Annotated in this window: 13 protein-coding genes, 1 tRNA gene and 1 pseudogene; 10 read left to right on the forward strand and 5 right to left on the reverse strand. The window is 65.1% G+C overall.

Annotated elements, in window-relative coordinates:
• Positions 1–107: 107 nt before the first annotated feature.
• Together CSQ85_RS06715 and CSQ85_RS06720 are read right to left on the reverse strand one after the other, a co-directional pair.
• Positions 108–764 (reverse strand): helix-turn-helix transcriptional regulator, encoded by a 657-nt coding sequence (locus CSQ85_RS06715; RefSeq protein WP_150383417.1) that lies wholly within the window; start codon positions 762–764, stop codon positions 108–110.
• On the reverse strand, positions 745–1,455 hold the full coding sequence (locus tag CSQ85_RS06720; protein WP_150383418.1) for a DUF3990 domain-containing protein: 711 nt from the start codon (positions 1,453–1,455) through the stop codon (positions 745–747). The genes CSQ85_RS06715 and CSQ85_RS06720 overlap by 20 nt, the downstream gene beginning before the upstream one ends.
• Positions 1,456–1,961: 506 nt before the next feature.
• On the opposite strand from CSQ85_RS06720, the pseudogene CSQ85_RS13635 reads away from it, so the two are divergent.
• The 7 genes and pseudogenes from CSQ85_RS13635 to CSQ85_RS06755 all read left to right on the forward strand — a co-directional run.
• Positions 1,962–2,909, forward strand: a pseudogene (locus tag CSQ85_RS13635) (serine/threonine-protein kinase); the annotation flags it as partial.
• Positions 2,910–4,928: 2,019 nt separating this feature from the next.
• A complete protein-coding gene (locus tag CSQ85_RS06730) occupies positions 4,929–5,897 on the forward strand; it encodes a DsbA family protein (RefSeq protein ID WP_150383419.1) in 969 nt (322 codons plus the stop codon).
• Between the two features lie 178 nt (positions 5,898–6,075).
• Positions 6,076–6,149: transfer RNA gene (locus tag CSQ85_RS06735), tRNA-Thr, on the forward strand.
• 295 nt (positions 6,150–6,444) lie between these two features.
• Entirely contained in the window at positions 6,445–8,040 is a 1,596-nt protein-coding gene (locus CSQ85_RS06740; protein WP_150383420.1) for an aggregation-promoting factor C-terminal-like domain-containing protein, read from the forward strand.
• A gap of 83 nt (positions 8,041–8,123) precedes the next feature.
• Positions 8,124–9,113 (forward strand): 16S rRNA (adenine(1518)-N(6)/adenine(1519)-N(6))-dimethyltransferase RsmA, encoded by a 990-nt coding sequence (rsmA, locus tag CSQ85_RS06745; protein ID WP_150383421.1) that lies wholly within the window; start codon positions 8,124–8,126, stop codon positions 9,111–9,113.
• On the forward strand, positions 9,110–10,102 hold the full coding sequence (locus tag CSQ85_RS06750) for a 4-(cytidine 5'-diphospho)-2-C-methyl-D-erythritol kinase (RefSeq protein WP_395956496.1): 993 nt from the start codon (positions 9,110–9,112) through the stop codon (positions 10,100–10,102). Before rsmA ends, CSQ85_RS06750 begins: the two co-directional genes overlap by 4 nt.
• 34 nt (positions 10,103–10,136) lie before the next feature.
• Entirely contained in the window at positions 10,137–10,769 is a 633-nt protein-coding gene (locus CSQ85_RS06755) for a LytR C-terminal domain-containing protein (protein ID WP_150383422.1), read from the forward strand.
• A gap of 88 nt (positions 10,770–10,857) precedes the next feature.
• Here the strand turns inward: CSQ85_RS06755 and CSQ85_RS06760 are convergent, their stop codons facing one another.
• Positions 10,858–12,273, reverse strand: a complete 1,416-nt coding sequence (locus CSQ85_RS06760) for a CCA tRNA nucleotidyltransferase (protein WP_150383423.1) — start codon at positions 12,271–12,273, stop codon at positions 10,858–10,860.
• A 92-nt stretch (positions 12,274–12,365) separates the two neighbouring features.
• Here CSQ85_RS06760 and CSQ85_RS06765 point away from each other — a divergent pair, with 92 nt between their 5' ends.
• The 3 genes from CSQ85_RS06765 to murJ are packed head-to-tail and all read left to right on the forward strand — an operon-like array spanning position 12,366 to position 17,418.
• Positions 12,366–13,334 carry an NUDIX hydrolase gene (locus tag CSQ85_RS06765; RefSeq protein ID WP_190972932.1) on the forward strand — a complete coding sequence of 323 codons (969 nt, stop codon included), beginning with the start codon at positions 12,366–12,368 and terminating at the stop codon, positions 13,332–13,334.
• A complete protein-coding gene (locus CSQ85_RS06770) occupies positions 13,331–15,652 on the forward strand; it encodes a DUF6049 family protein (protein ID WP_223846882.1) in 2,322 nt (773 codons plus the stop codon). Before CSQ85_RS06765 ends, CSQ85_RS06770 begins: the two co-directional genes overlap by 4 nt.
• Positions 15,649–17,418, forward strand: coding sequence for a murein biosynthesis integral membrane protein MurJ (gene murJ, locus CSQ85_RS06775; RefSeq protein ID WP_150383424.1), 1,770 nt, complete (start codon positions 15,649–15,651; stop codon positions 17,416–17,418). Before CSQ85_RS06770 ends, murJ begins: the two co-directional genes overlap by 4 nt.
• A 269-nt stretch (positions 17,419–17,687) precedes the next feature.
• Here murJ and CSQ85_RS06780 read toward each other — a convergent pair whose 3' ends face one another.
• The gene (locus CSQ85_RS06780) at positions 17,688–18,116 is read right to left on the reverse strand and encodes a hypothetical protein (RefSeq protein ID WP_150383425.1); all 429 of its coding nucleotides are present in this window, start codon (positions 18,114–18,116) and stop codon (positions 17,688–17,690) included.
• 180 nt (positions 18,117–18,296) lie between these two features.
• Positions 18,297–20,966 carry a leucine-rich repeat protein gene (locus tag CSQ85_RS06785; protein ID WP_150383426.1) on the reverse strand — a complete coding sequence of 890 codons (2,670 nt, stop codon included), beginning with the start codon at positions 20,964–20,966 and terminating at the stop codon, positions 18,297–18,299.
• Positions 20,967–21,171: the final 205 nt, after the last annotated feature.

Genomic DNA, 21,171 nt, shown 5'->3' on the forward strand with positions numbered 1-21,171 from the left:
TTGCGCGACGACTCCTCGCACAATCGCATACGCCTCAGCGGTTCCGACTCCTGCCAAGGCACCCCGCACCCGCCCATCTCTACGCCTCTACGCCTCTACGCGCATGCCTACGAGACCGGCTCCAGCAGGTCCTCGACTTGGCAGCCCAGCACGCGCGCCATTGCGAGCACCGCCGTCACCGAAGCCTTGCGGATGTCCTTGCGGCGTTGCTCGTACATCTGCACCGATCGCAGCGAGACTCCAGCGCGATCGGCAAGCTCGGCCTGGCTCAGCCCGGCGCGACGCCGGATGACGCCGAGACACGAGTTCCCGTCGCCCCGAGCCGCGGCGGCGCGTTCATCGTAGACTTCGGCGAACCGGTCCTCGCCGGTCTCATGCAGCACCGGGTACATCGCCAGCATGTCGTCGATCGGCATCACGTCGAGAATGTCGCGGAATCGCACGCCTCTGCTCCACTGGCAGTAGGCGAGCGACCACCCGACCCAGTATTCGGGCGTCGCGCCGATGCGCATCGACGCGACCGGCATGTCCGCCACGACGATCCAGCCGGAATCGCGCATGATCTCGATCACCAGTTCCTCGCCGGACATGCCGCACACGTATTTCGGCGTCCCCCGCTCGAATCCGGCGACCGCGGGGGCGATCGCGAGGAAATCGGCGAACAGCTGCGGGGTGAGCCCGCAGTCGTTGATCGCATAGTCGAACGCTCCGGCGAGGTTCGTCATCGCGTCCGGCAGATAGCACTCAGCGTAGGCGTGGATCATCGTTCGTCACCTGCTCTCGGATGATGTCGCGCATGAACAGTCCGTCGATGTCGTCGTCGGCGCGATGACGGCGATACGCCTCACGGGCGGCCGCATCACGCTCCCCGCGCAGCACGTGGTAGACCGACGCCTGTGCGATCTCGAATCCTTCGAACCGCAATGCGCCGAACGCCCGCGGCGATACCAGAACGGTCTGTTTGCCCAGATCCCCAAGCCGCATCGCCTCCGACAGCTGATCGAGCGAGATTGCGTTGTTGACGAATGCGCGCGCGAACGAGAAGTACGAGTCGTCGGCGCGGTATCCGACGATCACGTCCACATTGGCGGCATCAGGCAGGAACGTCTCACGCAGGTATGCGATGCCGCGCGCGGCGACGGGTGTGTTCGGCTGGAACCGGCGATGTTCGACCAGCATCGCCAGCCAGTTCAGGATCGTGTACGGTTCGCTCGAGAGGTCCAGGAACGCCAGCCCGCCGGCCGCGAGCGTGTATCGGTTCGCGTATCCGTCGTCCAGCCCGGCGCACGCCCATTCCTTGGCCAGCTCGCGGTTTCGTGTGCAATAGAACCCGCGGCCGTAGTCGTTGTTCTCCTTGCCAAGCCCGTATTCCGGTGTGCGTATGACGTGCGACGAGCCGTGCCACAGTTCGATCGTCGCCGGAGTCGACGCTTCGTTAGCCGTGTCCTTGCCCATCAACCACCATGTTCCCGATGAAATATATATCAACTATCACTATAGTGATAGTCGTATTGTATCAGTCGCATCGCCTCGAATATGGCCGTCCGTCACACGTCGTGTCGGACCGGACCGTATCCGGACCGTATGATCCAGCCCGTACGGGTTCCGTGGCCAACAGGGGCGATACCACGGGGAACGTACGGTGACTCGGGCTCAGCGTACGTTCCCCGTGGTGATTCATCCGCCGATCCGGGGGAACGTACGCTGACCTTTGGTAACCGTACGTTTCCCCGGAACATCAGTCGGATAGGCCGGAGGAACGTACGCTAAGTCAGGCTGAGCGTACGTCTTCCGGGATTCCGGCCGAAAACACCCCGGGAAACGTACGGCACACACCACACCACACACCACACCACACACCACACACACCACACACCACACACCTCAACCGGCGCCGAAAACACCACGGGGAACGTACGGTGGGCGGTTCCAGGGAACGGGTTCCGTGAGACATGGATAGGATGGGGGTTATGAGTGATGTGAACGCGTTGACCCTTGAGCCGGGCGAGGTGGTGGGCGGCTACACCCTCATCTCCCGCCTCGGTTCGGGCGCGATGGGATCGGTGTGGCGCGTCAGCGACGACGGCGGCCAGGTGTATGCGATGAAGATCCTGCGCGATTCGCTGTCCGACGACTTCGCCGACGCGGCCTCGGGCCCCGGTTCCCGCCAGTCGCCGCAGGACCCGAACCTCAAGGACCACGTCACCGCCCGCGAGCGTCTGCGCCGTGAGGCGATGGCCCTGAAGAAGGTCAATCACCCCGGCGTGTGCGGCATCGTCGACATGGAGCTCGACGACGCACTGGCGTTCATCGTCACGGAGCTGATCGAGGGCCGGAATCTGCGCGATGACGTCGCCGCGAACGGCCGCTATGTGGGCGATGATCTGGAACGCCTCGCCCGCAAGCTGATCGAGGCGGTGAAGGCCGTGCATGCGGCCGGCATCGTGCACCGCGACATCAAGCCGACGAACGTGATGATCTCGGCGACCGGTCCGATTCTGGTCGATTTCGGCATCGCGATGGGCGAGGGCGAAAGCCATGTCACACGCACGGGGCTCGTGATGGGCACGCCGGGGTTCATCGCCCCGGAGATCATCGAGGGGGCGGAATCGGACGAATCGACCGACTGGTGGTCGGTGGCGTCGGTGCTCGCGTTCGCCGCGATGGGCGAACCGGTGTTCGGCACCAAGCCGATGATGGCGGTGCTCGAGCGCGAGGCGTCGGGCAACGCGAATCTCGCCGGGCTGCCCGCGCACACGATGACCGCGTTCCGCAGCGCGCTGAACCCCGATCCGACGAAACGATGCACGCCGGACCAGCTGCTGCACGCGATCGCGCTGGATGCGCTGAACCCGTTGGGCTGGCCGGGAGGCGACGGATCCGCCCTGACCGGCGGGAACGTCGGCGGTGTGTACGGCAACGCGGGCGGCGCCGGGAACGCGAATAGCACCGCGCCCGCAGGTTCCGCGAACGGGGTGATGCACCCTTTTGGTCGTGACACCCGCCGCGACGCGGTCGACCCCAATGCCGTCAGCACTCGCACGCTCTGGCCGGGCGCGGCCGCGGACGGCGACGCCACGGCGATTCTCAACGAAACCGGTTCCAACGTCCTCGCCGCCACGCGCGCGCTGACGCCGGACCAGTGCACGGTCGCCCTGCCGAGCGATCGCCTCGGGCCGAACGACATCCCCGGGCTGCTGTGCCCTCCCCCGCCGCCCGATGCGCGGGTCACGCCTGCACAGGCGACCACAAGGGCGATGCCGTCGACAGGCCGCACCGTCCGCGGGGTGTCCGGCGCCACCGGAGATGGGCATGCCGCATTCGGTAACCCCGGGAACCTCGGGAATCCGGGAAATCCCGGCGCCCCCAATGTTGCCGGAGCCACGACCAGCGTCGCCGGCACGTCAACCAACCCCGCCGCGCGACCGGTGCTGCGCCGCCTCGCAAACAACGCAAATCAATCGTTCGACAGTGTGTCGAGCGCACAATTTCCGCAGGTCGGGCAGCAGACCGTGCAGCAATCCGGCCAGCAAGCCGGTCAACAGACCGGACAACGTGCCGGACAGGATGGAACGGCAACCGAACGACGCCCCCGTTCCGCTGCCTCCTCCACCTCCTCCACCTCGGCACAGGGTTCGATGCCAGTCTCGGCACCTCCACGCGCATCGGCGCGGGATAACACGGCCGACGTGCCGCCCGCGTATGTGCCCCCGGCGCCCTTGCAGCACGCACATGCGGAGGACGCGGAGCGTAAGGGACAGGAGTCGGACGACGCCGGCACCGCGACCCAGCTGATCCCGCCCATGCCGCCGGAATCGCCTGCCGACGCGACCGCAGGTCGCCCGCAGCGCACGACGATCATGCCACAGAGGGCACCGGGGACGGGGGCGGCTTCGCGCGCGCCCCAAACGGACTCACAGCCAATGACGGGACGACCACTCCAGACGGCACAGCCGGTACAGGCCACGCGGCCGCTGATCGTGCAACCGCCGGTCATGCAACCGCCGCAGAACCAGAACGCCCCGTTGAACTACCGAACCGCGCCGGCCGAACAGGCGACTCAGGCGATGGGCACGGTGCCGGAGTTCCTGCGCGTGCCGCCGCAGAACATGCCACCGCAGGGCGCGCCGCAGAACATGCCACCTGTCATGCCGACGCCGATGGATCAACAGCCGTATGGCCGGAGCCTGCCGAATCATGCGAACACGGCCGACCTGCTGCGCGACCAGTACCTGTCGCGCGGCACGCTGCCGTCCGTCGCGCTGGCGGTGATCCCGGCGTTCGCGGCCGCGATGTGGCCTCCGGCCGGACTGATCGCCGCGGCCATCCTGCTCTGGCTGCTGTTCACGGTGGGATACAGCCAGACCGCCCAGCTCGACCGCGAATCACGTCGCGGCGGCGAGCGCAGGGGGTCGGACACGGCCCTGCGCGTCGTGCAGCTGCCGTGGCATCTGCTCAAGGGACTGATCGCGACCGTCGCCCGCACGGCCCAGTTCGCGGCGATCGTCATCGTCATCATGACGATCGCCGTGCTCGCGCTCAACCTGCCGTGGGAACCGATGCCCATACCGGGCGGCTACTGGCCGTATCAGATCCCGTGGCTGGCGGACGACGGCCCGCTGACGCCGACGAGTCTGACCGCGGGCGGCACGACGGCGGTCGCGTGGATACTCACGGCGCTCTGGCCGTATTCGCATACGCTGCGATTGGCCGCGGGATCGCTGCGCGGGCATCCGGTCGACTGACATCGGCCCGTCCCGCCGGACAATCCGCCTTCCGTGTAATTCACGTGGAATTCAATCGTCGGGCGGCGCGTACCCCATCCCTGCGGCTACACTTGCGACAAGATCGCGTGAAATGTCTCGTATCGACATATTCCACGCACCTGATCGGTTGACTCCGCGTATGGGGGAAAGGAACAAGCGCCGATGGCGAACAACGACAGGACAGACAAACGCAAGACCCGCGCCGCACGCCGCGCGGCCGAGGAGGCCGAGGCCAGGGCGCGCGCCGAGCAGGCCGCGAAGGAACGCAGGCAGCAGACCATCATCGGCGCGATCGTCGTCGTGGTCGTCGTCGCGCTGGTCGCGGTCGCCGGATTCGCGCTGTGGCGTTCGCACGCCACCAACGCCGCGACGGCCAACATGACGGTCGACGAGGCGTACTCGAAGGTCGAGGCGGTCAAGACCAAGCCGAGCACCGCCGACGCGAAGGGCGGCGTGCTCGTCTCCAAGGACGGCGTGGGCGAGAAGATCGCCGACGCGCCGACCGTCGCCGTCTACATGGACTTCATGTGCTCCGGCTGCGGCAACTTCGAGCGCACCGCGGGCGAGACGCTCACCAAGCTCGTCGAGGCGGGTCAGATCAACCTCGAACTGCATCCGATGTCGTTCGGCGACCAGTGGAGCAGCGACAAGTACTCGACGCGCGCCGCGAACATGCTGCTGTCGATCACCGAGCAGGACAAGGACGCCAGCCACATCCTCGGCTTCATCCAGAACATGTACGCCGAGGACTTCCAGCCGGCCGAGAACTCCGGCAAGAAGACCTCCGATGACCAGATGAAGGAGCAGGCGGTCAAGGCCGGCGTCTCGCAGAAGGTGGCCGACGCGTCGGTCACGGACAAGTACACCGACTGGCTCGACGCGATCAACGTGTACCTGCCCAAGCGCACCGACCTGCAGAACGTCTCCGGCCAGCTCAAAGGCCAGATGACCACGCCGACCGTCACGATCAACGGCAACTTCTGGGATATGAACCAGCTGACCACCGCCGATCTGACCATCGACGCGGGTCTCGTCACCGCGCTGGGACTCGAGGACAGCCAGGTCGGCCAGGAGGGCCAGCTGCCGTCGATCGGCGCCGACGGCAAGCCGGTCTCGCTGACCGGCGTGTGATCCACGCGTGATCGCCATGCGGCAGCGGCATAACGGTCGCGGGTGTCCGGGGGTGTCTCCAGCTCCATCCGTACTGCTATGCTGGTAGCCCGTGCGTGCGGCTCCCACGGTTCCTTCGCTTTCCGCGGACGCGAAACCCGGAAACCCGGAAACAAGGAAACGCCGGAAAGCACGCAAGGCCTCTTTAGCTCAGATGGCCAGAGCGGCCGCCTTGTAAGCGGCAGGTCGTCGGTTCGATCCCGACAAGAGGCTCGTCGCATCCCGAAAAGGTGTACACTGTATGTGCGCACAGGGGGTGCACAAGTAAATACTTAACACGGGTAAGTCGTCTAGGAGCCTTCCCCCCGATTACGGTTTCCTAGACAGGGCGGGAGCGTCCCCCAACCAGCTCCGGCCCTATTTCAGGGGGCGGGAACTTCCCCTTCTCTCCCGCCCCCTTTTTCTTTTTCTTCGCAGATGGTGCGCTACGATGGGCTCGGAGTGCGCCCGTCGCCGCCGAAAGTGGTGTTGCAGTGCGGCCGGTCGGGCGGGAAATGAGGTTGGCAATATGGCACGGCGATGGACCCCGCAACGGTTTGTGATGTTGCGCCGTATCCGTGTGGCCGTGTGCGTGGTGGCCGTCGTGGCCTCCATGGCGGCCGCGTTCGGAGTGTCCGCGCGCAAGGCCGTCGCGTTGAACGTGAACGGCAAGACGACGACGGTCGAGACCTACGCGATGAGCGTCGACCGGCTGCTCCAGGAACAGGGCATCGACGTGAAGACCCATGATCTGGTCCAGTCGACGTCCGGCGAGCGGCTCACCGATCATGCGGTCGTCACCGTGCGCAGCGCGTTCCAGACGACGGTCACCGTGGACGGCGAGGAGATCCCGTTCTGGACCGTCGCGGACAGCGCCGACCAGCTCATCGGCTTCTTCCGCGCCAACGAGAAGCAGGCGTCGAAGATCACCGTCGACATCGGCAACGTGTACAACCAGCTGACCGGCGGCCTCGTCATCAACAGCGATGGCCCGGTCACCGTTATCGCGGACGGCAAGACGTCCGTCGCGCCGAACGGCAAGCTGCCCGCCGCCTCGATCCTCGATTCGAAGGGCATCAACGTCGGCAAGGAGGATCGCGTGACCGTCACGAAGGACGGCGACACGACGATCCTGCGCGTCCAGCGCGTCACGCATGGGCAGGAAACGCGCGTCAAGACGGTGCCATTCACGACTCGGACGGTCGTCGACGATTCGCTGCAGCCGGGCCAGACCGTGGTCCGCCAGCAGGGCGTCAACGGTTCGATCACGCAGGTGTACGACGTCACGTACGTCGACGGCGTCAAGGAGAGCGAGTCGCTCAACAGCGAGACGACGACGCAGGTGGCGCTCGACCAAATCATCGCGGTCGGTCCGGCGAAGAGCGACACTTCGAGTGATTCCGGCGATTCCGGCGATTCGGGCGATTCCGGTTCGAACGGGTCGGGAACCGGGTCCGGGTCGGGAACCGGCAACGGCTCGAACAACGGGTCGACCGGCGGCGACACGACGTCCAAACCGAACACCGGCAACGGATCGAACGGCTCGAACAACTCGGGCAACTCGAATAACTCGGGCAACTCAAACCAGAATCAGAACAACTCCTCGAAGCCGAACACCGACACGTCGAAGCCGAACGACTCCGGCTCGGCGGACCAGCCGGGCGCGGACGATTCGACCAACTCCGGCGGCTCCTCGAATTCAGGTAATTCCGGCAACTCGAACAACTCCGGAACGACCAGCAAGCCCAACACGAACACCGGGGGCTCGAACTCGAACAACTCCGGCTCCGGAGGAGGCTCCTCCGCCAGCGGCCGACTGTGGCATCCGAGCGTCTCGCAGGCGAAGACCTACGCCGCCGCGGCCGCCGCGCAACGCGGCTGGACCGGCGCCGAATGGGACGCCCTCGAATGGATCTGGGAACACGAATCGAACTGGCGCTGGAACGCCGACAACCCGACCTCCGACGCCTACGGCATCCCGCAGGCCCTGCCCGGATCGAAGATGGGCACCGGTTGGCAGGACGACGGCGCGGTGCAGATCGACTGGGGCCTGAGCTACATCGCGGGCCGCTACGGCTCCCCCACCAAGGCCAAGACCTTCTGGCTCAAGAACAACTGGTACTGACGGTACTGACGGCATCGGCACACAACCGGCACAGGACCGGCACACGGAACACGACACAGCACAGAGCACACACGGACGGTGACATGAACGACACAGCACAACGGCACGAAACGGACACGGCGACGGCGAACGGCGAGGCACACGACCATGACGCCGAGCTGGCGGCGAACGCCACCGCCGGCCATCTGCTCGGCGCGGCCGACATCCGACGCATCGCCGCGGACGCCGGCGTGAGCCCGACCAAGAAGTTCGGTCAGAACTTCGTCATCGATCCGGGCACCGTGCGCCGCATCGTGCGCGAGGCGCATGTGGACGCCGGCTCCCGCGTGCTCGAGGTCGGCCCGGGTCTGGGATCGCTCACCCTCGCAATCCTCGAGACCGGCGCGACGATGACCGCGGTCGAGATCGACCCGCCGCTGGCCGATCGCCTGCCGTCGACGATCGCCGAGTTCATGCCCGAGGCGTCCGACCGGCTCACGGTCGTCAACCGCGACGCCCTGACCGTCTCCCCCGACAACCTTCCGCAGTTCGCGGATGCGGACCGGCCCTTCACGCTGGTCGCGAACCTGCCGTACAACGTCGCCACGCCGATCGTCCTGACGCTGCTGGAACGCTTCACGAACCTCGACTCCTTCCTCGTGATGGTGCAGAAGGAGGTCGCGGACCGCCTGTCCGCGGCGCCGGGCAACAAGATCTACGGCACCCCGAGCGTCAAGCTCGCCTGGTACGGCGAGGCGGGGCGAGCGGGCGTGATCGGACGCAACGTGTTCTGGCCGGCGCCGAACGTCGACTCCGCGCTGGTCTCGTTCCACCGCGGCCCCTCGCGCGGCTCCGAGGCGTTGCGCAGGGCCACGTTCCGCCTGATCGACGCGGCGTTCGGACAGCGTCGCAAGACCCTGCATGCGGCGCTGAAGAAGGACGTTCCGGCGGGCGCGTTCGAGGCCGCCGGCATCGACCCGACCCGTCGCGGCGAGACGCTGACGATCGACGAGTTCGTCGCCCTCGCCTCCGCGACGATCGCGGCCGGATCGTCTGATTCCCCCACTTCGTCCGATTCCGGGGCGACGGCATGAACGCCGCAACCACCCTGCACGCGGGACCCACGACCGTAGGAAGCCACGCCACAGCCGCGGCAGGACCGGCCGACCGCCGGCTCCCGGCGATGGTGAGCGTCGACTGCCCTGCGAAGACGAACCTCACGCTCGAGGTCGGCGCACCCCGCGCCGAATGGGGCGGACGCCACGAACTCGACACGATCTACTGCGCGATCAGCCTGACCGACACCGTCACGGCGGTCGCCAAACCGGCCGGCACCGGTTTCTCGCTCGCCCTCGCCGGCGAGCATCTGGGCGATCTCGCCTCGTCGTCGGCCGACATGCGCCGCAATCACGCGGTGATGGCCCTGTTCGCGATGGCCGAGGCGGCCGGACGCGAGCCGGACGTCGCCCTGTCGATCGACAAACGCATCCCCGTGGGCGCCGGGCTGGCCGGCGGTTCGGCCGACGCCGCGGCCACGATCCTCGCGCTCAACGAGCTGTGGGGCCTTGACTGGCCGGTCGACCGGCTGCGCGAGGTCGCGGCCACGCTCGGGGCCGACATGCCGTTCTGCGTGGCCGGAGGCTACGCGCGCGGCACCGGATACGGCGAGATCATCGAACCGATCGACGAGGCGTCCGACATGGCGCGCGCGCTCGACGCCGACGGCTACAGCGGCGCGGTGCTGGTCGGCGCGTACCGCACGCAGCTGAGCACGCCCGAGGTCTACCGCATGTTCGACGCGGTCGGCGCCGGCGAGGGCGACCGCAATCACCTGCAACAGGCCGCAATCAGGCTGCATCCGCGTTCCGGACAGGCGATCGAGGCGGCGATCGAAGCGGGCGCGAGGCACGCGTTCATCTCCGGTTCGGGCCCGTCCGTCGTGGCGTTCACACCGACTCCGGCGGTGCGTCGGAAGGTGCTCGCGGCTTGGGAACATTCGGGTTCGGTGGACCGGATCATCGCGGCGGAGGCGCCCGCGTATCCCCATATCCACCCCCATGCCAGCGTCACGGTTGCACGCTAAGGTATTTTCAGCACAGCGAACGAAAGGGAAGCGAATGGCCGAACAGTATGACGAGCGCGAGGCACGCAAGGCGTATGTGCGTCGGCGCCAGAGGACGGTGTTCACCATCATCGGCGCGATCCTCGTGGTGGCGCTGGTCATGTCGCTTCTGGTCTCCTTCGGCGTCATCAAGGTCGACCAGCAGGCCCGCGCACAGTCCGAACCGAACTACGGCGTGGCCGTGCCGTGCGCCGCGAAGAACGAGGACGGTTCGGCGATGGACTGGTCCAGCAACGCCACCGTGCCGGTCGAGGTGCTCAACGGCACCGATTCCAGGGGTCTGGCCTCCGCGGTGAGCGAGGCGCTCAAGAACAACCAGTTCAACGTCGTCAACGTCGGCGACTTCACCGCCAAGGACGTCAAGCGCACCACGATCTACTTCGGCGTGAACGCGATCAACCCGGCGTACACGCTCAACCAGTACTTCACCGACGCCATCATGAAGATGGACGACCGTCAGGACCGTACGGTCGACGTGGTCATCGGCGCCTCCTTCAGCGACCTCAGGAGCGAGAAGGACATCAAGAAGCAGGGCAGCAAGATCGTCGACATCGAGGGGTGCAAGGCCACGGCGGACATGCAGAAGGCCGGCCTGCCGAAGGCATTCACCCACAAAGAGGTCAACTGAGAAACTGAAATCAACTGATCACCGCCGAGTGATCGAATGATTCACCGCCTCCTGGGGGCCGATCGATCGAACGCCGACCGATCGGCCCTCAGTCGTTTTCCGCGGCCCACCGCTTGAGTTCGGCCACGGCCACGTCGTGCTCGACCGGTCCGTTATCGAGGCGGTACTCGAGCATGTGCTTGTAGGCGCGTCCGACCATCGGGCCGGGCTCGAGGCCGAGGATCGCCATGATCTCGTTGCCGTCCAGATCCGGGCGGATCGCGTCGAAGTCCTCCTTCTCCTTGAGCTCGCGCACGCGCGCCTCCATCTCGTCCATCGCCGTGGCGAAGATGTGCGCCTTGCGGCGGTTCTGCGTGGTAGCGTCGGCGCGCGTCAGGCGGTTGAGACGCTCGTAGAGGTGGCCGGCGTCCTTGACGTAGCGGCGCACCGCGGAGTCGGTCCACGGCTCGTCCACGTACCCGTGGAAGCGCAGATGCAGGTTCACCAGCTCACTGACGTCCTCGACGATGTGATGGTCGAAGCGCAGGGCCTTGAGGCGCTTGCGCGCGAGCTTCGCGCCGACCGCGTCGTGATGATGGAAGCTGACCTTGCCGCCGGGTTCGAACTTACGCGTCTTCGGCTTGCCGATGTCGTGCATGAGCGCGGCGAGACGCAGCGTGAGATCCGGACGCGGCACCGGGCCGTCATCGTCCGTCTCCAGGGCGACCGCGCGTTCGAGCACGATCATCGTGTGCTCGAACACGTCCTTGTGACGGTGATGCTCGTCGATCTGCAGCTCCAGCGCGGGGATCTCCGGAAAGACGATGCTCGCGAGACCGGAGTCGACGAGCGCCTCGACGCCGGCGCGCGGACGGTCGGACAGCAGCAACTTGGTCAGCTCGTCGCGCACGCGTTCGGCGGAGACGATCGAGATGCGCTCGGTCATCGCGCTGATCGCCTCGGCGGTCTCCGGTTCGATCGAGAAGCCGAGCTGGGCGACGAACCGCACCGCGCGCATCATGCGCAGCGGATCGTCGTCGAACGACTGACGCGGGTCGACCGGCGTGCGCAGGACGCCCTTGGCGAGGTCGTTCGCGCCGCCGAACGGGTCGACGAACTCCAGATCGGGCACGCGCAGCGCCATCGCGTTGACGGTGAAGTCGCGGCGAGACAGATCGCCCTCGAGCGTGTCGCCGTACGCGACCTCGGGCTTGCGTGAATCGGGATCGTACGTGTCGGAACGGTAGGTGGTGACCTCCACCTTGACCTCGGTGCCGTCGGGGCGACGACGCATCGCGCCGAGCGTGCCGAACTTGCGACCCATGTCCCAGAAGCCGTCGTGGCCGAAGCGGCGCAGGATCGGCTCGAACTGCTCCGGACGCGCCGACGTGCAGAAGTCGAGGTCGTGGCTGCGCCGATGCAGCAGCAGATCGCGCACCGGCCCGCCGACCAATGCGAGCTCGTATCCTTCGGCGGCGAACATGCGTCCCAGTTCAATGGCTTCCGGCCATACTTCGAAGTTCACGACGTCCCTTTCACACCTATTTATTTGTCTTCTTATCGCCTACCAGCATACCGTTACCCCAATTGCACACGGACTTGAGTAAGGTGGAAGGCATGATTACGCCCGCGGACCTTGCGCGCATGCTTCGTCATGCCGCCCCTGCCGCGGCCAACCATGCCCAAATCGGGTATGAGCAGGACGTGCTGATGTACACGTCCGAGTCTTCGCCGAAACCTCGGAAACCCCATGATTCCAACGGTTCCGACGCCTATCGTGACGCCGGTACGGACGACGCCGATGACGTTGCCGGCGATGCCGGCGATGATGACGCCGACGCCGTCGCCGCGCTCATCGAGGAGATCCCCGACGATCTCGCCGGCGGTCAGGCCGTCTCGCGCGAGGAGGTCGAGGCCGCCGCTCCCCCGTCGATGCCGACGCCGGCGACCGTGTTCGCCCGCGTGCGCGTGAGCGCGACGGTCGGCCGGGTCGAGGCCGCGCCGTCGCCCGCGATCCTCGCCTCCGGCCCGATGACGCGACGTGGCAACAAGACGGCGAAGCCGGCCGGTCCGACCCCCGCGATGATGCCGCGCAAACGCACCGGCGACGGCCCGACGAAGTTCGCCTCGCTCGACGCGCAGGAGCTGCCGGTCGTGCGCGAGTACTCCGCCGGCGGACTGGTGTTCGACGAGCGCGGACGCGTGGCGATCATCGCCCGCCATTCGCGCAGCGGGCATCTGGAGTGGTGCCTGCCGAAGGGGCATATCGAGAAGGGCGAATCGCCCCAGCAGACGGCCGTGCGCGAAGTGCACGAGGAGACCGGGATCCTGGGCGAGGTGGTCGAGTCGATCGCGACGATCGACTACTGGTTCACCGGCACGACGCAGCGCGTGCACAAGCTGGTGCATCACTTCGCGTTGCGTCAGGTCGGCGGCACGCTCACCGTCGAAGGCGACCCGGATCACGAGGCGGAGGACGCCATCTGGGTGGATTTCAAGGATCTGGACGATGTGCTCAGTTATCCTAATGAGCGCAAGATCGCATGGTTGTACGCAAGGAAACTGAACAGGCAGGCAGACGAGTGAACCGATTCATCACCCTCCGTCGACGCACGATCGCACGGTGGCGGGGCCTCGCCGGCCTCCTCATCGTCCTCGCGTTCCTGACCGGTCTCGTCGTCGGACCGGTGTCCCCCGCGCAGGCCGACGACGTCTCCGCCACGGACGGCACGAGCTCCACGGCCGATACGACGACGACCGAGACAACGGCCGCCGACGCCAAGACGATCATCACGCTGGAAGCCGCCACGGCGGTCGTCACGGCTACGTCCGGCTACCATCTGACCGCCACGATCACCAACACCGGCGAGAGCGCATGGCAGGCGGGCAAGCTGACGCTGTCCGTCAATCCGCAGTACACGTTCATCTCGCGCACCGACATGCAGGAGTGGGCGCAGGCGGAGAACCGCATCCCCACGCCGTATGTCCTCGGATCGGTCGACACGCCGTCGATCGATCCCGGAAAGTCCGTCACGATGACGGTCGACGTGCCGGCCGAGACGGACGCGCTCAAGCGCATGACCAGCTGGGGGCCGAAGCCGCTGCTTGTCGACTACACGCCCGGCGCGGCAGACGCACAGGCGGACGGCGCGCAGCTGCGCACCTTCCTCACGCGATCGGCGAGCGGACTGAACACCGCGGCCACGCCCGCGATGAAGATCACCGTCGCGATGCCGCTGACCAGCTCGCATTGGACGACCGACGACGCCGCGCTGGAAGGACTCGTCACCGGCGAATCCGGGGCGACGAACGGCACCACCGGCAAGACGGCGGGCGACGCGAACACGAACGCGCAATCAAACACGCAATCAAACGCGGACGGCACCGGCGCCAACGCGCCCAACGCGGCCACGCTCGATCAGGACCACATCCGCTTCGATCGCACGCTCGCGCAGACGCTGGCCAAGCACAGCGGCCTCGAGACCATCGCCGACCCCACGTACCTCGACGCGCTGGCCGCTCCCCCGCAGGTGAACGCGGTCATGCAGCCGGCCGACTTCGACATCACCACCTACGCGGCGAGCGCGAACGAACAGCTCTACACGATGGCCGGCGTGGATGTGAGCGCGTGGAACGCGGACGCGGCGATCGCGCATTACCGCAACGCGATCGGCGACCAGCAGGCGTCGACCAGGACCATCGCATGGCAGGGCAACGGCAAATGGACGCTGCAGGCCCTGACCGACGCCAAGCGGCAGGGGTACGACACGGTCATCGCCACGCATGACTTCGAATCGACATCCTCCAGCACCGTGCACACCGGCACCACCGTCGTGCCGACCGACGCCGGCGACGTGACCGTGCTCGTCGAACAGCGCGAGCTGAGCAACCTCATCAAGGGCACGGCCACCAACCGCAAGGCGACGGCCGAGACCAGCGAGGCCGGGCGCATCGCCCGATTCGTCGCGCAGAGCGCGTTCTACCAGATGGAGCAGCCGTACACCGACCGCAATCTTCTGGTCTGCTTCGGCGCGGACGAGGCCGCGGGCACCGTGGACGCGTTCATGACCGCGATCGAACAGTCGACGTGGCTGCAGCTGACCGATCTCGACACGCTCGCCAAGGCCGAGCCGCATGCGAGCGGCGACACCGCGAAATCGCAGGTGCCGGGCGAGTCGAAGCTCTCCGACGAGGCGATCACCGATCTCACCAACACGCTCAACGCGCTGGCCGGCAGTCATAGCGACATCCTGCGATTCCGCGACGCGATCCTCGACAGCGAGTCCGGCGCGGGCTCCGGCGCGGGCAAATCGACCGCAAACACCGGTAGCGCGAAACTCCCCGACGGCGGCCCGTCGCAATGGATCGACACGATTCTCGCCGCGCACAACCAGCTCGCCCTGCACGCGCTCGCCCCGGACGGCGGCAGCGCGGGCGTGCAGGACGCGGCGGCGACCGTCTCCGCCGGCGCGAGGAAACTCTCCGACGACCTGCTCGGCGGCGTGCATCTGACGCCGTCCGAAGCGGTCACGATGGTCTCGGAGACCGCGTCGATGCCGGTCACGATCAGCAACACCACCGCGTATCCGGTCACGATCCGTATCTCGTCGATCACCGATTCGCCGGAGATCGCCACCTCGCGCATCAACACGGTGACGATCGCGCCGCGTTCCGAATCGCAGGTCACGTTCACGCTGCGCGCCGCGACCTCCGGGTCGACGACCGCGCATGTGACGCTGCTGGATCGCACCGATCAGGCGTTCGGCCTGTCGCAGAACACGCCGATCACCTGCGTGCTGAAGATCAGCGACAAGACCGGATTCATCATCATCGCACTGGCCGTCCTGCTGGGCGTGCTCGGCCTGTGGCGCCAGTTCAACCGCAAGAAGGACCCCGACGAATGAGTTCCAACGTCGGCCGCAACTCCCTGATCATGGCGTCGGGGACGATGGCCTCCCGCATCACCGGGCAGATCCGCACGATCCTGCTCGCCGCGTGCCTCGGCACCACCGGCATCGCCGCGAACGCCTACCAGACCGGCGCGATGATCCCTCAGGTGCTGTTCACCGTGATCTCCGGCGGCATTTTCAACGCGGTGCTCGTGCCGCAGATCGTGCGCACGTTCAAGGAGCATGACGCGCAGGAGCGGCTCAACAAGCTCATCACGCTCGCCATCGTGATCCTCACGACGATGACGCTGCTGATGATGGCCGCGACCCCGCTGCTGACGATGCTGTACCTCAACTCCAGCTGGAACGAGGCGCAGCGTGCGCTCGTCAACGCGTTCACGCTGTGGTGCATGCCGCAGATCCTGTTCTACGGCCTGTACACGGTGATCGGCCAGATCCTCGCCGCGAAGGACAACTTCACGATGTACGCGTGGAGCTCGGTCGGCGCGAACGTGATCAGCTGCGCGGGCTTCGCCGCGTTCCTGGTGATGTTCGGCCCGGCCAGCCGCCAGCCGCTCGAGTTCTGGACCGAGGACAAGATCTTCCTGACCGCCGGCACATGGACGCTGGGCGTCGCGTTCCAGGCGCTGATCCTGTTCGTGCCGCTGGTGCGCACCGGCATCCGCTATCGCCCGCAATGGGGTGTCTCCGGCATCGGACTGAAGTCGATGGGCCCGGTGGCCGCGTGGAGCATGGGCGTGATGGGCCTGCAGGAGATCACGAACATCATCAACGCGCGCATCTCCAACGGCGCGCCGTTCGCCGGCGGCGACCTGTACGGCATCGCGGGCAACGGCTCGTACCAGAACGCGTTCACGCTGTACATCCTGCCGTATTCGCTGATCGCCGTGTCGGTGGCGACCGCGATCTTCCCGAAGATCTCGCGCGCGGTGGCCGACCGGAACATCGACGAGGCGCGCACCGACCTGAGTGGCGCCCTGCGCAACGTCACCGTGATGATGATGTACTTCGCGATGGCGATCATCGTGATGCCGGTGCCGATCACGATCGCGCTGCTGCCGAGCGTCAGCGTGCCCGAGGCGCAGCTGATCGCCGGCCCGATGATCGCGCTGTCGTTCGGCCTGCCGTTCACCAGCGCCTACCTGCTCATCCAGCGCACGTTCTACGCGTTCGAGGATGGCAAGCACCCGTTCCTGTTCCAGCTGATGGCCAACGTGATTCAGGTCGTGATTGAGCTGTGCATCGCCGCGTTCGCGCCGCCGCGGTTCTGGACGGCCGGTATCGCGGTGGCGATCACGCTCAGCTACATCCTGAGCTTCCCGTCGCTGGTGCTCATGCTGCGACGCCGCTTCGGCGGGCATCTGGATGGCCGACGCATCACGGTCACGTTCCTCAAGACGTTCGTGGCCGCTCTCGTGGCGGGTGTTGCGGCATGGCTGCTCACCGATCCGGTGATGGGTCTGCTGGGGGCCGACATCGCCCGCGGGCGACTGGGCTGGGTGCACGCGTTCGTCTTCTGCGTGATCATGACCGTCGTCACCGCGCTCATCTACGCCGTGATGCTCGTCGTACTGCGCTGCGGCGAATTCACCGACCTCCTCGGCGGTGTCTTACGCCGGTTGGGGCTTGGAGGGCGACTCGGGCTTAGCGGGCGATTCGGGCTTGGCGGGCGATTCGGGCTTGGCGGGCGATTCGGGCTTGGCGGGCGACTTCCCAACCCCTTCCGCACCCCGCGCCCCCCGCATCACCGCCGCCAGTAAGGCATTTTGTCACAACACGTATATCAATCGTTTGCCGTGTACGTTGTGACAAGAATCCTTGTCACAACGCGATGGGATCGCCCCGATTCGCGCGTTGTGACACGAATCCTCGCGATCGGACTCGCAACGCCGAATCACTCACCATCACAAAAGCCCGGAATTCCGCCATTCTTGCGACTCCGCCCCCGAGGCTACCTGCGCCCATCCCGCCCGATTCTTGTCACAACACGCGAAAACCATCCAAATCATCACGTTGTGACAATCCTCAATCACCGATCGCGCGATTCGGCCCGGCGCAGACGCTCCTCGAGATAGTGGATGTAATGGATCTGCTGTTCGATGAGCACATCACGCGGATCGGCGGGCACGGTGCCAACACCGGCATCCGCTCCAGAGGCCACGGGACGCTCGGCGTCCGACAAACCAGGCGACGACTTACGCGGGCGGCCTGCGGGCAAGGCCGGCACACACGCATCAGTACGCCACCGGGCGATCGCACGCTCGATGCGCTTGTACCCGATCAGTTTCGGATCCAATCCGGCCTCACGGAACACATCCACCGGATGCTCGCCCGACTGATACCGACGCATGCACTCCTCGCGGAACCAATCCGCGTACACGATCCTCGACCGCGACACCGCGGCCACCGCCGGCAACGACCGCAGATACGCCACCAGCTCCTCGGACAACGCAGCCACAAGAACCCCCGAGAATACATCAAAGCCACCGCAACCGCGGTGACATATAACAGCACCAACGAAAAGGTCCCGGCCATTCCCTCCGGAATGACCAGGACCCCTACAACAGCGACGACACATCACCGAGGCATCGACTCAGCGGACAGCGATTGCCGTGGGAACGACGCCTCGTGTGACAGCTCACTGGGCCTTGAAGGCGATGCCCTCGTCACGCCACTTGTGCATCACCAGCACGCCACGCTCGTTCGCCGACGTGGTCAGCAGGTGATCACCGTTACCCGGGTTGTACAGACGGTGCACATCGGTCTTCGCGCCATCCGGCACGTAGAACGCAATGCCCTCGAACCGCCAGCCGGCCTTCACCAGCACGTCACGCTCACGCTGGGACGTGGTGAACAGGTGTTTGGCGCCCGGGTTGTACAGGCGGTACACCGGCGTGCCCTTGTCCGAGGACATGCGGAACGCCACACCCTCATCACGCCACACACCGGAAGCACGCAACACCGACTGCTCGACCGCACCGGCCGTGTAGAAGTGCTCGCCGCTACGCGGGTTGTAGAACCGCTCCACATCAACGATCGTCGCCGACGGCGTGGTCGTACCACCATTACCGCCGTTGTTGTTGCCGGAACCGCCGTTGTTACCGCCGTTACCGGAACCGCCGTTACCGCCGGTGGAGTCCTTCTGCCACTGGGCGTACAGGGTTGCGTCACCCGTCAGCGAGAACTCTTCACCGGGCTGGTACGACTTGCCCTTGCCATCGGCCTGCGTGTTCCATCCCACGAAGTGATACCCAGCAAGCTGGAACCCGTTGGCGGACAGCTTCACCTTGGTACCGATCACATTCAGCGTGGGAGCGGTCGTGCCTGTGGCTTTCTCGTTGTTCTTGTCATAGGTGACCGCCGCTGTGTCCGCGAACTGCGGGGTCAGAGCCAGATCGCCCGCCACCTTGAACGGATCGACCTTGCCGGTGACCGGCGTGTTGCCGCTGTCGAAATTCACGTCACCTTCGGTCAGGCTGCTGGTCCACGTCCAGCCGAGGAACTTGTGGCCCGGCCAGGTCATGGACGGCAGATCGAAGCCCTTGTCATACGTGTACGCATACGGCAACGGTGCATCCTGCGAAAGCTGCGCGCCCTCGGGCAGGTTAGCGTACGTGATCGTATACGCCTCCGGCTCCCACTGGGCCACCATGCGCCACTTGCCGGCGGTCACCGTGAATTCCTTACCCGGTTGGACATCCGTGCCCTCAGTGCTGGTGCCATTGTCCTCGACCAGCTTCCAAACCTTGAACGTGTAACCGGTCAACGTCGGTGCAGAAGAAGGAGCAGTGCCCTTCCACGTATACGAACCGTCATCATTCTGACTACGGGTCAAAGGCACATTCACCCAACGCGTCCACTGAGACTGGTTCGGATACCCCTCCGGCAGGTTCCTGTCGAATGTCAGATCAGCAGCATCCTGCACGTACTTGGTCACATCCAGCACCTGACCGTTGTACGACACCGGAGTCAGCGCCACGTTGCCGGTGAACGTGAACTTGGACAGATAATCCTTCACATCCTTGACCGACGACTCAGGAATGACGAAACCAACATTGACACGCGAATCAGGGTTATATCCCATGAACCACGTGTAGAAAGCGTTACCGATAGTCGCTTGGCCGGAAACCGTCGCCGGCAAGGTGATTGGCTGCAACGGGTATGTACGGCTTTCACTCTTGCAGCCTCTCAAGTGTTCGCCCTGCTGGAAAGCATTATCGGAGATAGTCAGGTTCGTTACCTGTTCAGGTAGCGTGACGTTGGTCAGCGTGTCGGTGCACCTATCCTGAAAAGCAACTTGGCCAAATGTCAAATCTTCCATCATCTTGGGAAAGACAACAGACTTCAATCCCGAGTTATAAGCATTACCGAACTGTTTCTGGAAAACGATCTTCTTCAGATTATCAGGGAATATGATGGTATCCTGCAACTGTCCTACAAATGCATTGCCACCAATGATCAATGTATCAGATTGTGTTGGCCAAACAATTGTAAGAGGTTCGCTTCCGTTATAACGAGAAAACGCATTGGCAGAGACACTAGTCAATTGAGGCGGAAGCTTCACATATTTCAACGTAGAAATAAGAGAAAACTCATTACCCGCGATCTGTTTCGCTTCAGAATTATCAGGGAATATGATCTGCTCGAGATAGGTACCGCGGAAAGCATCTCCGGCACCCTGATACTTAGCAGGAAGGGTAAGAGTACCGGTAAGACCGCTTTCTGCGAATGAAGAAGTGCTCAAGCGCAACGTTTCTGTCCGCTGAGCGTCATCCGCAAACACCAAATGCTGAATGTTGCCTTTACCGAACGCACCTACCCCAATCAAAGTCACATCCTTACCGATGGTCAACGTGCCGATACGGTAATCGTTGTATGAGGATGGCGTATTATGTGCGACTCCGCCAATCGCCCTGACATTGTCCGCGAACGTCACGTCGTAGCACACATCCTTGCCCTTCACAGGGTGGAATGACGTGACCCACGTACCCGCACTATTCCACGAGAAATCATCAGTGTTGTTCGAACCATCCGATTTCTTCGTACTGATCGCGACGCACTGCTCAACAGCCTGTGAGTCACCTTGCTCAGCGCCATCCGCCGGTTGCGAACCCGTCTGCGTGTTCGTGTCCTTGGAAGGCGTAGTGACAGTCTGGGAGGAGGCGTCTCCACCATTCGCCGTCCCCGTCGACGTGTCATTCGTCGCCGCGTTCGCAAGCGGCGTGACCGCCAATGATCCCAATGTGCACACGGCCGCGACCAGCGCCAGGAAGCGCCGCCCGACCCCAAAGTCTTTTCCGACTCTCATTCCCCGTACCACCTTGTCTCTCTAAATATGGGAAACGGGACCGTTCACAACCAGTCCTTAACCCAACATCGATACCCCCCCCCCAGACGTTTTCTTCCGAAAATCGGAACCCATACCATCCATTGAACACAGCGGAAGCCGACATTCCGCACTCCGCGCACGACACACCGATCCCACCAACTCGGCCCAGCACACGGGAAGCGTG

This window comes from Bifidobacterium rousetti (genome assembly GCF_008698235.1).
GTDB lineage: Bacteria > Actinomycetota > Actinomycetes > Actinomycetales > Bifidobacteriaceae > Bifidobacterium > Bifidobacterium rousetti.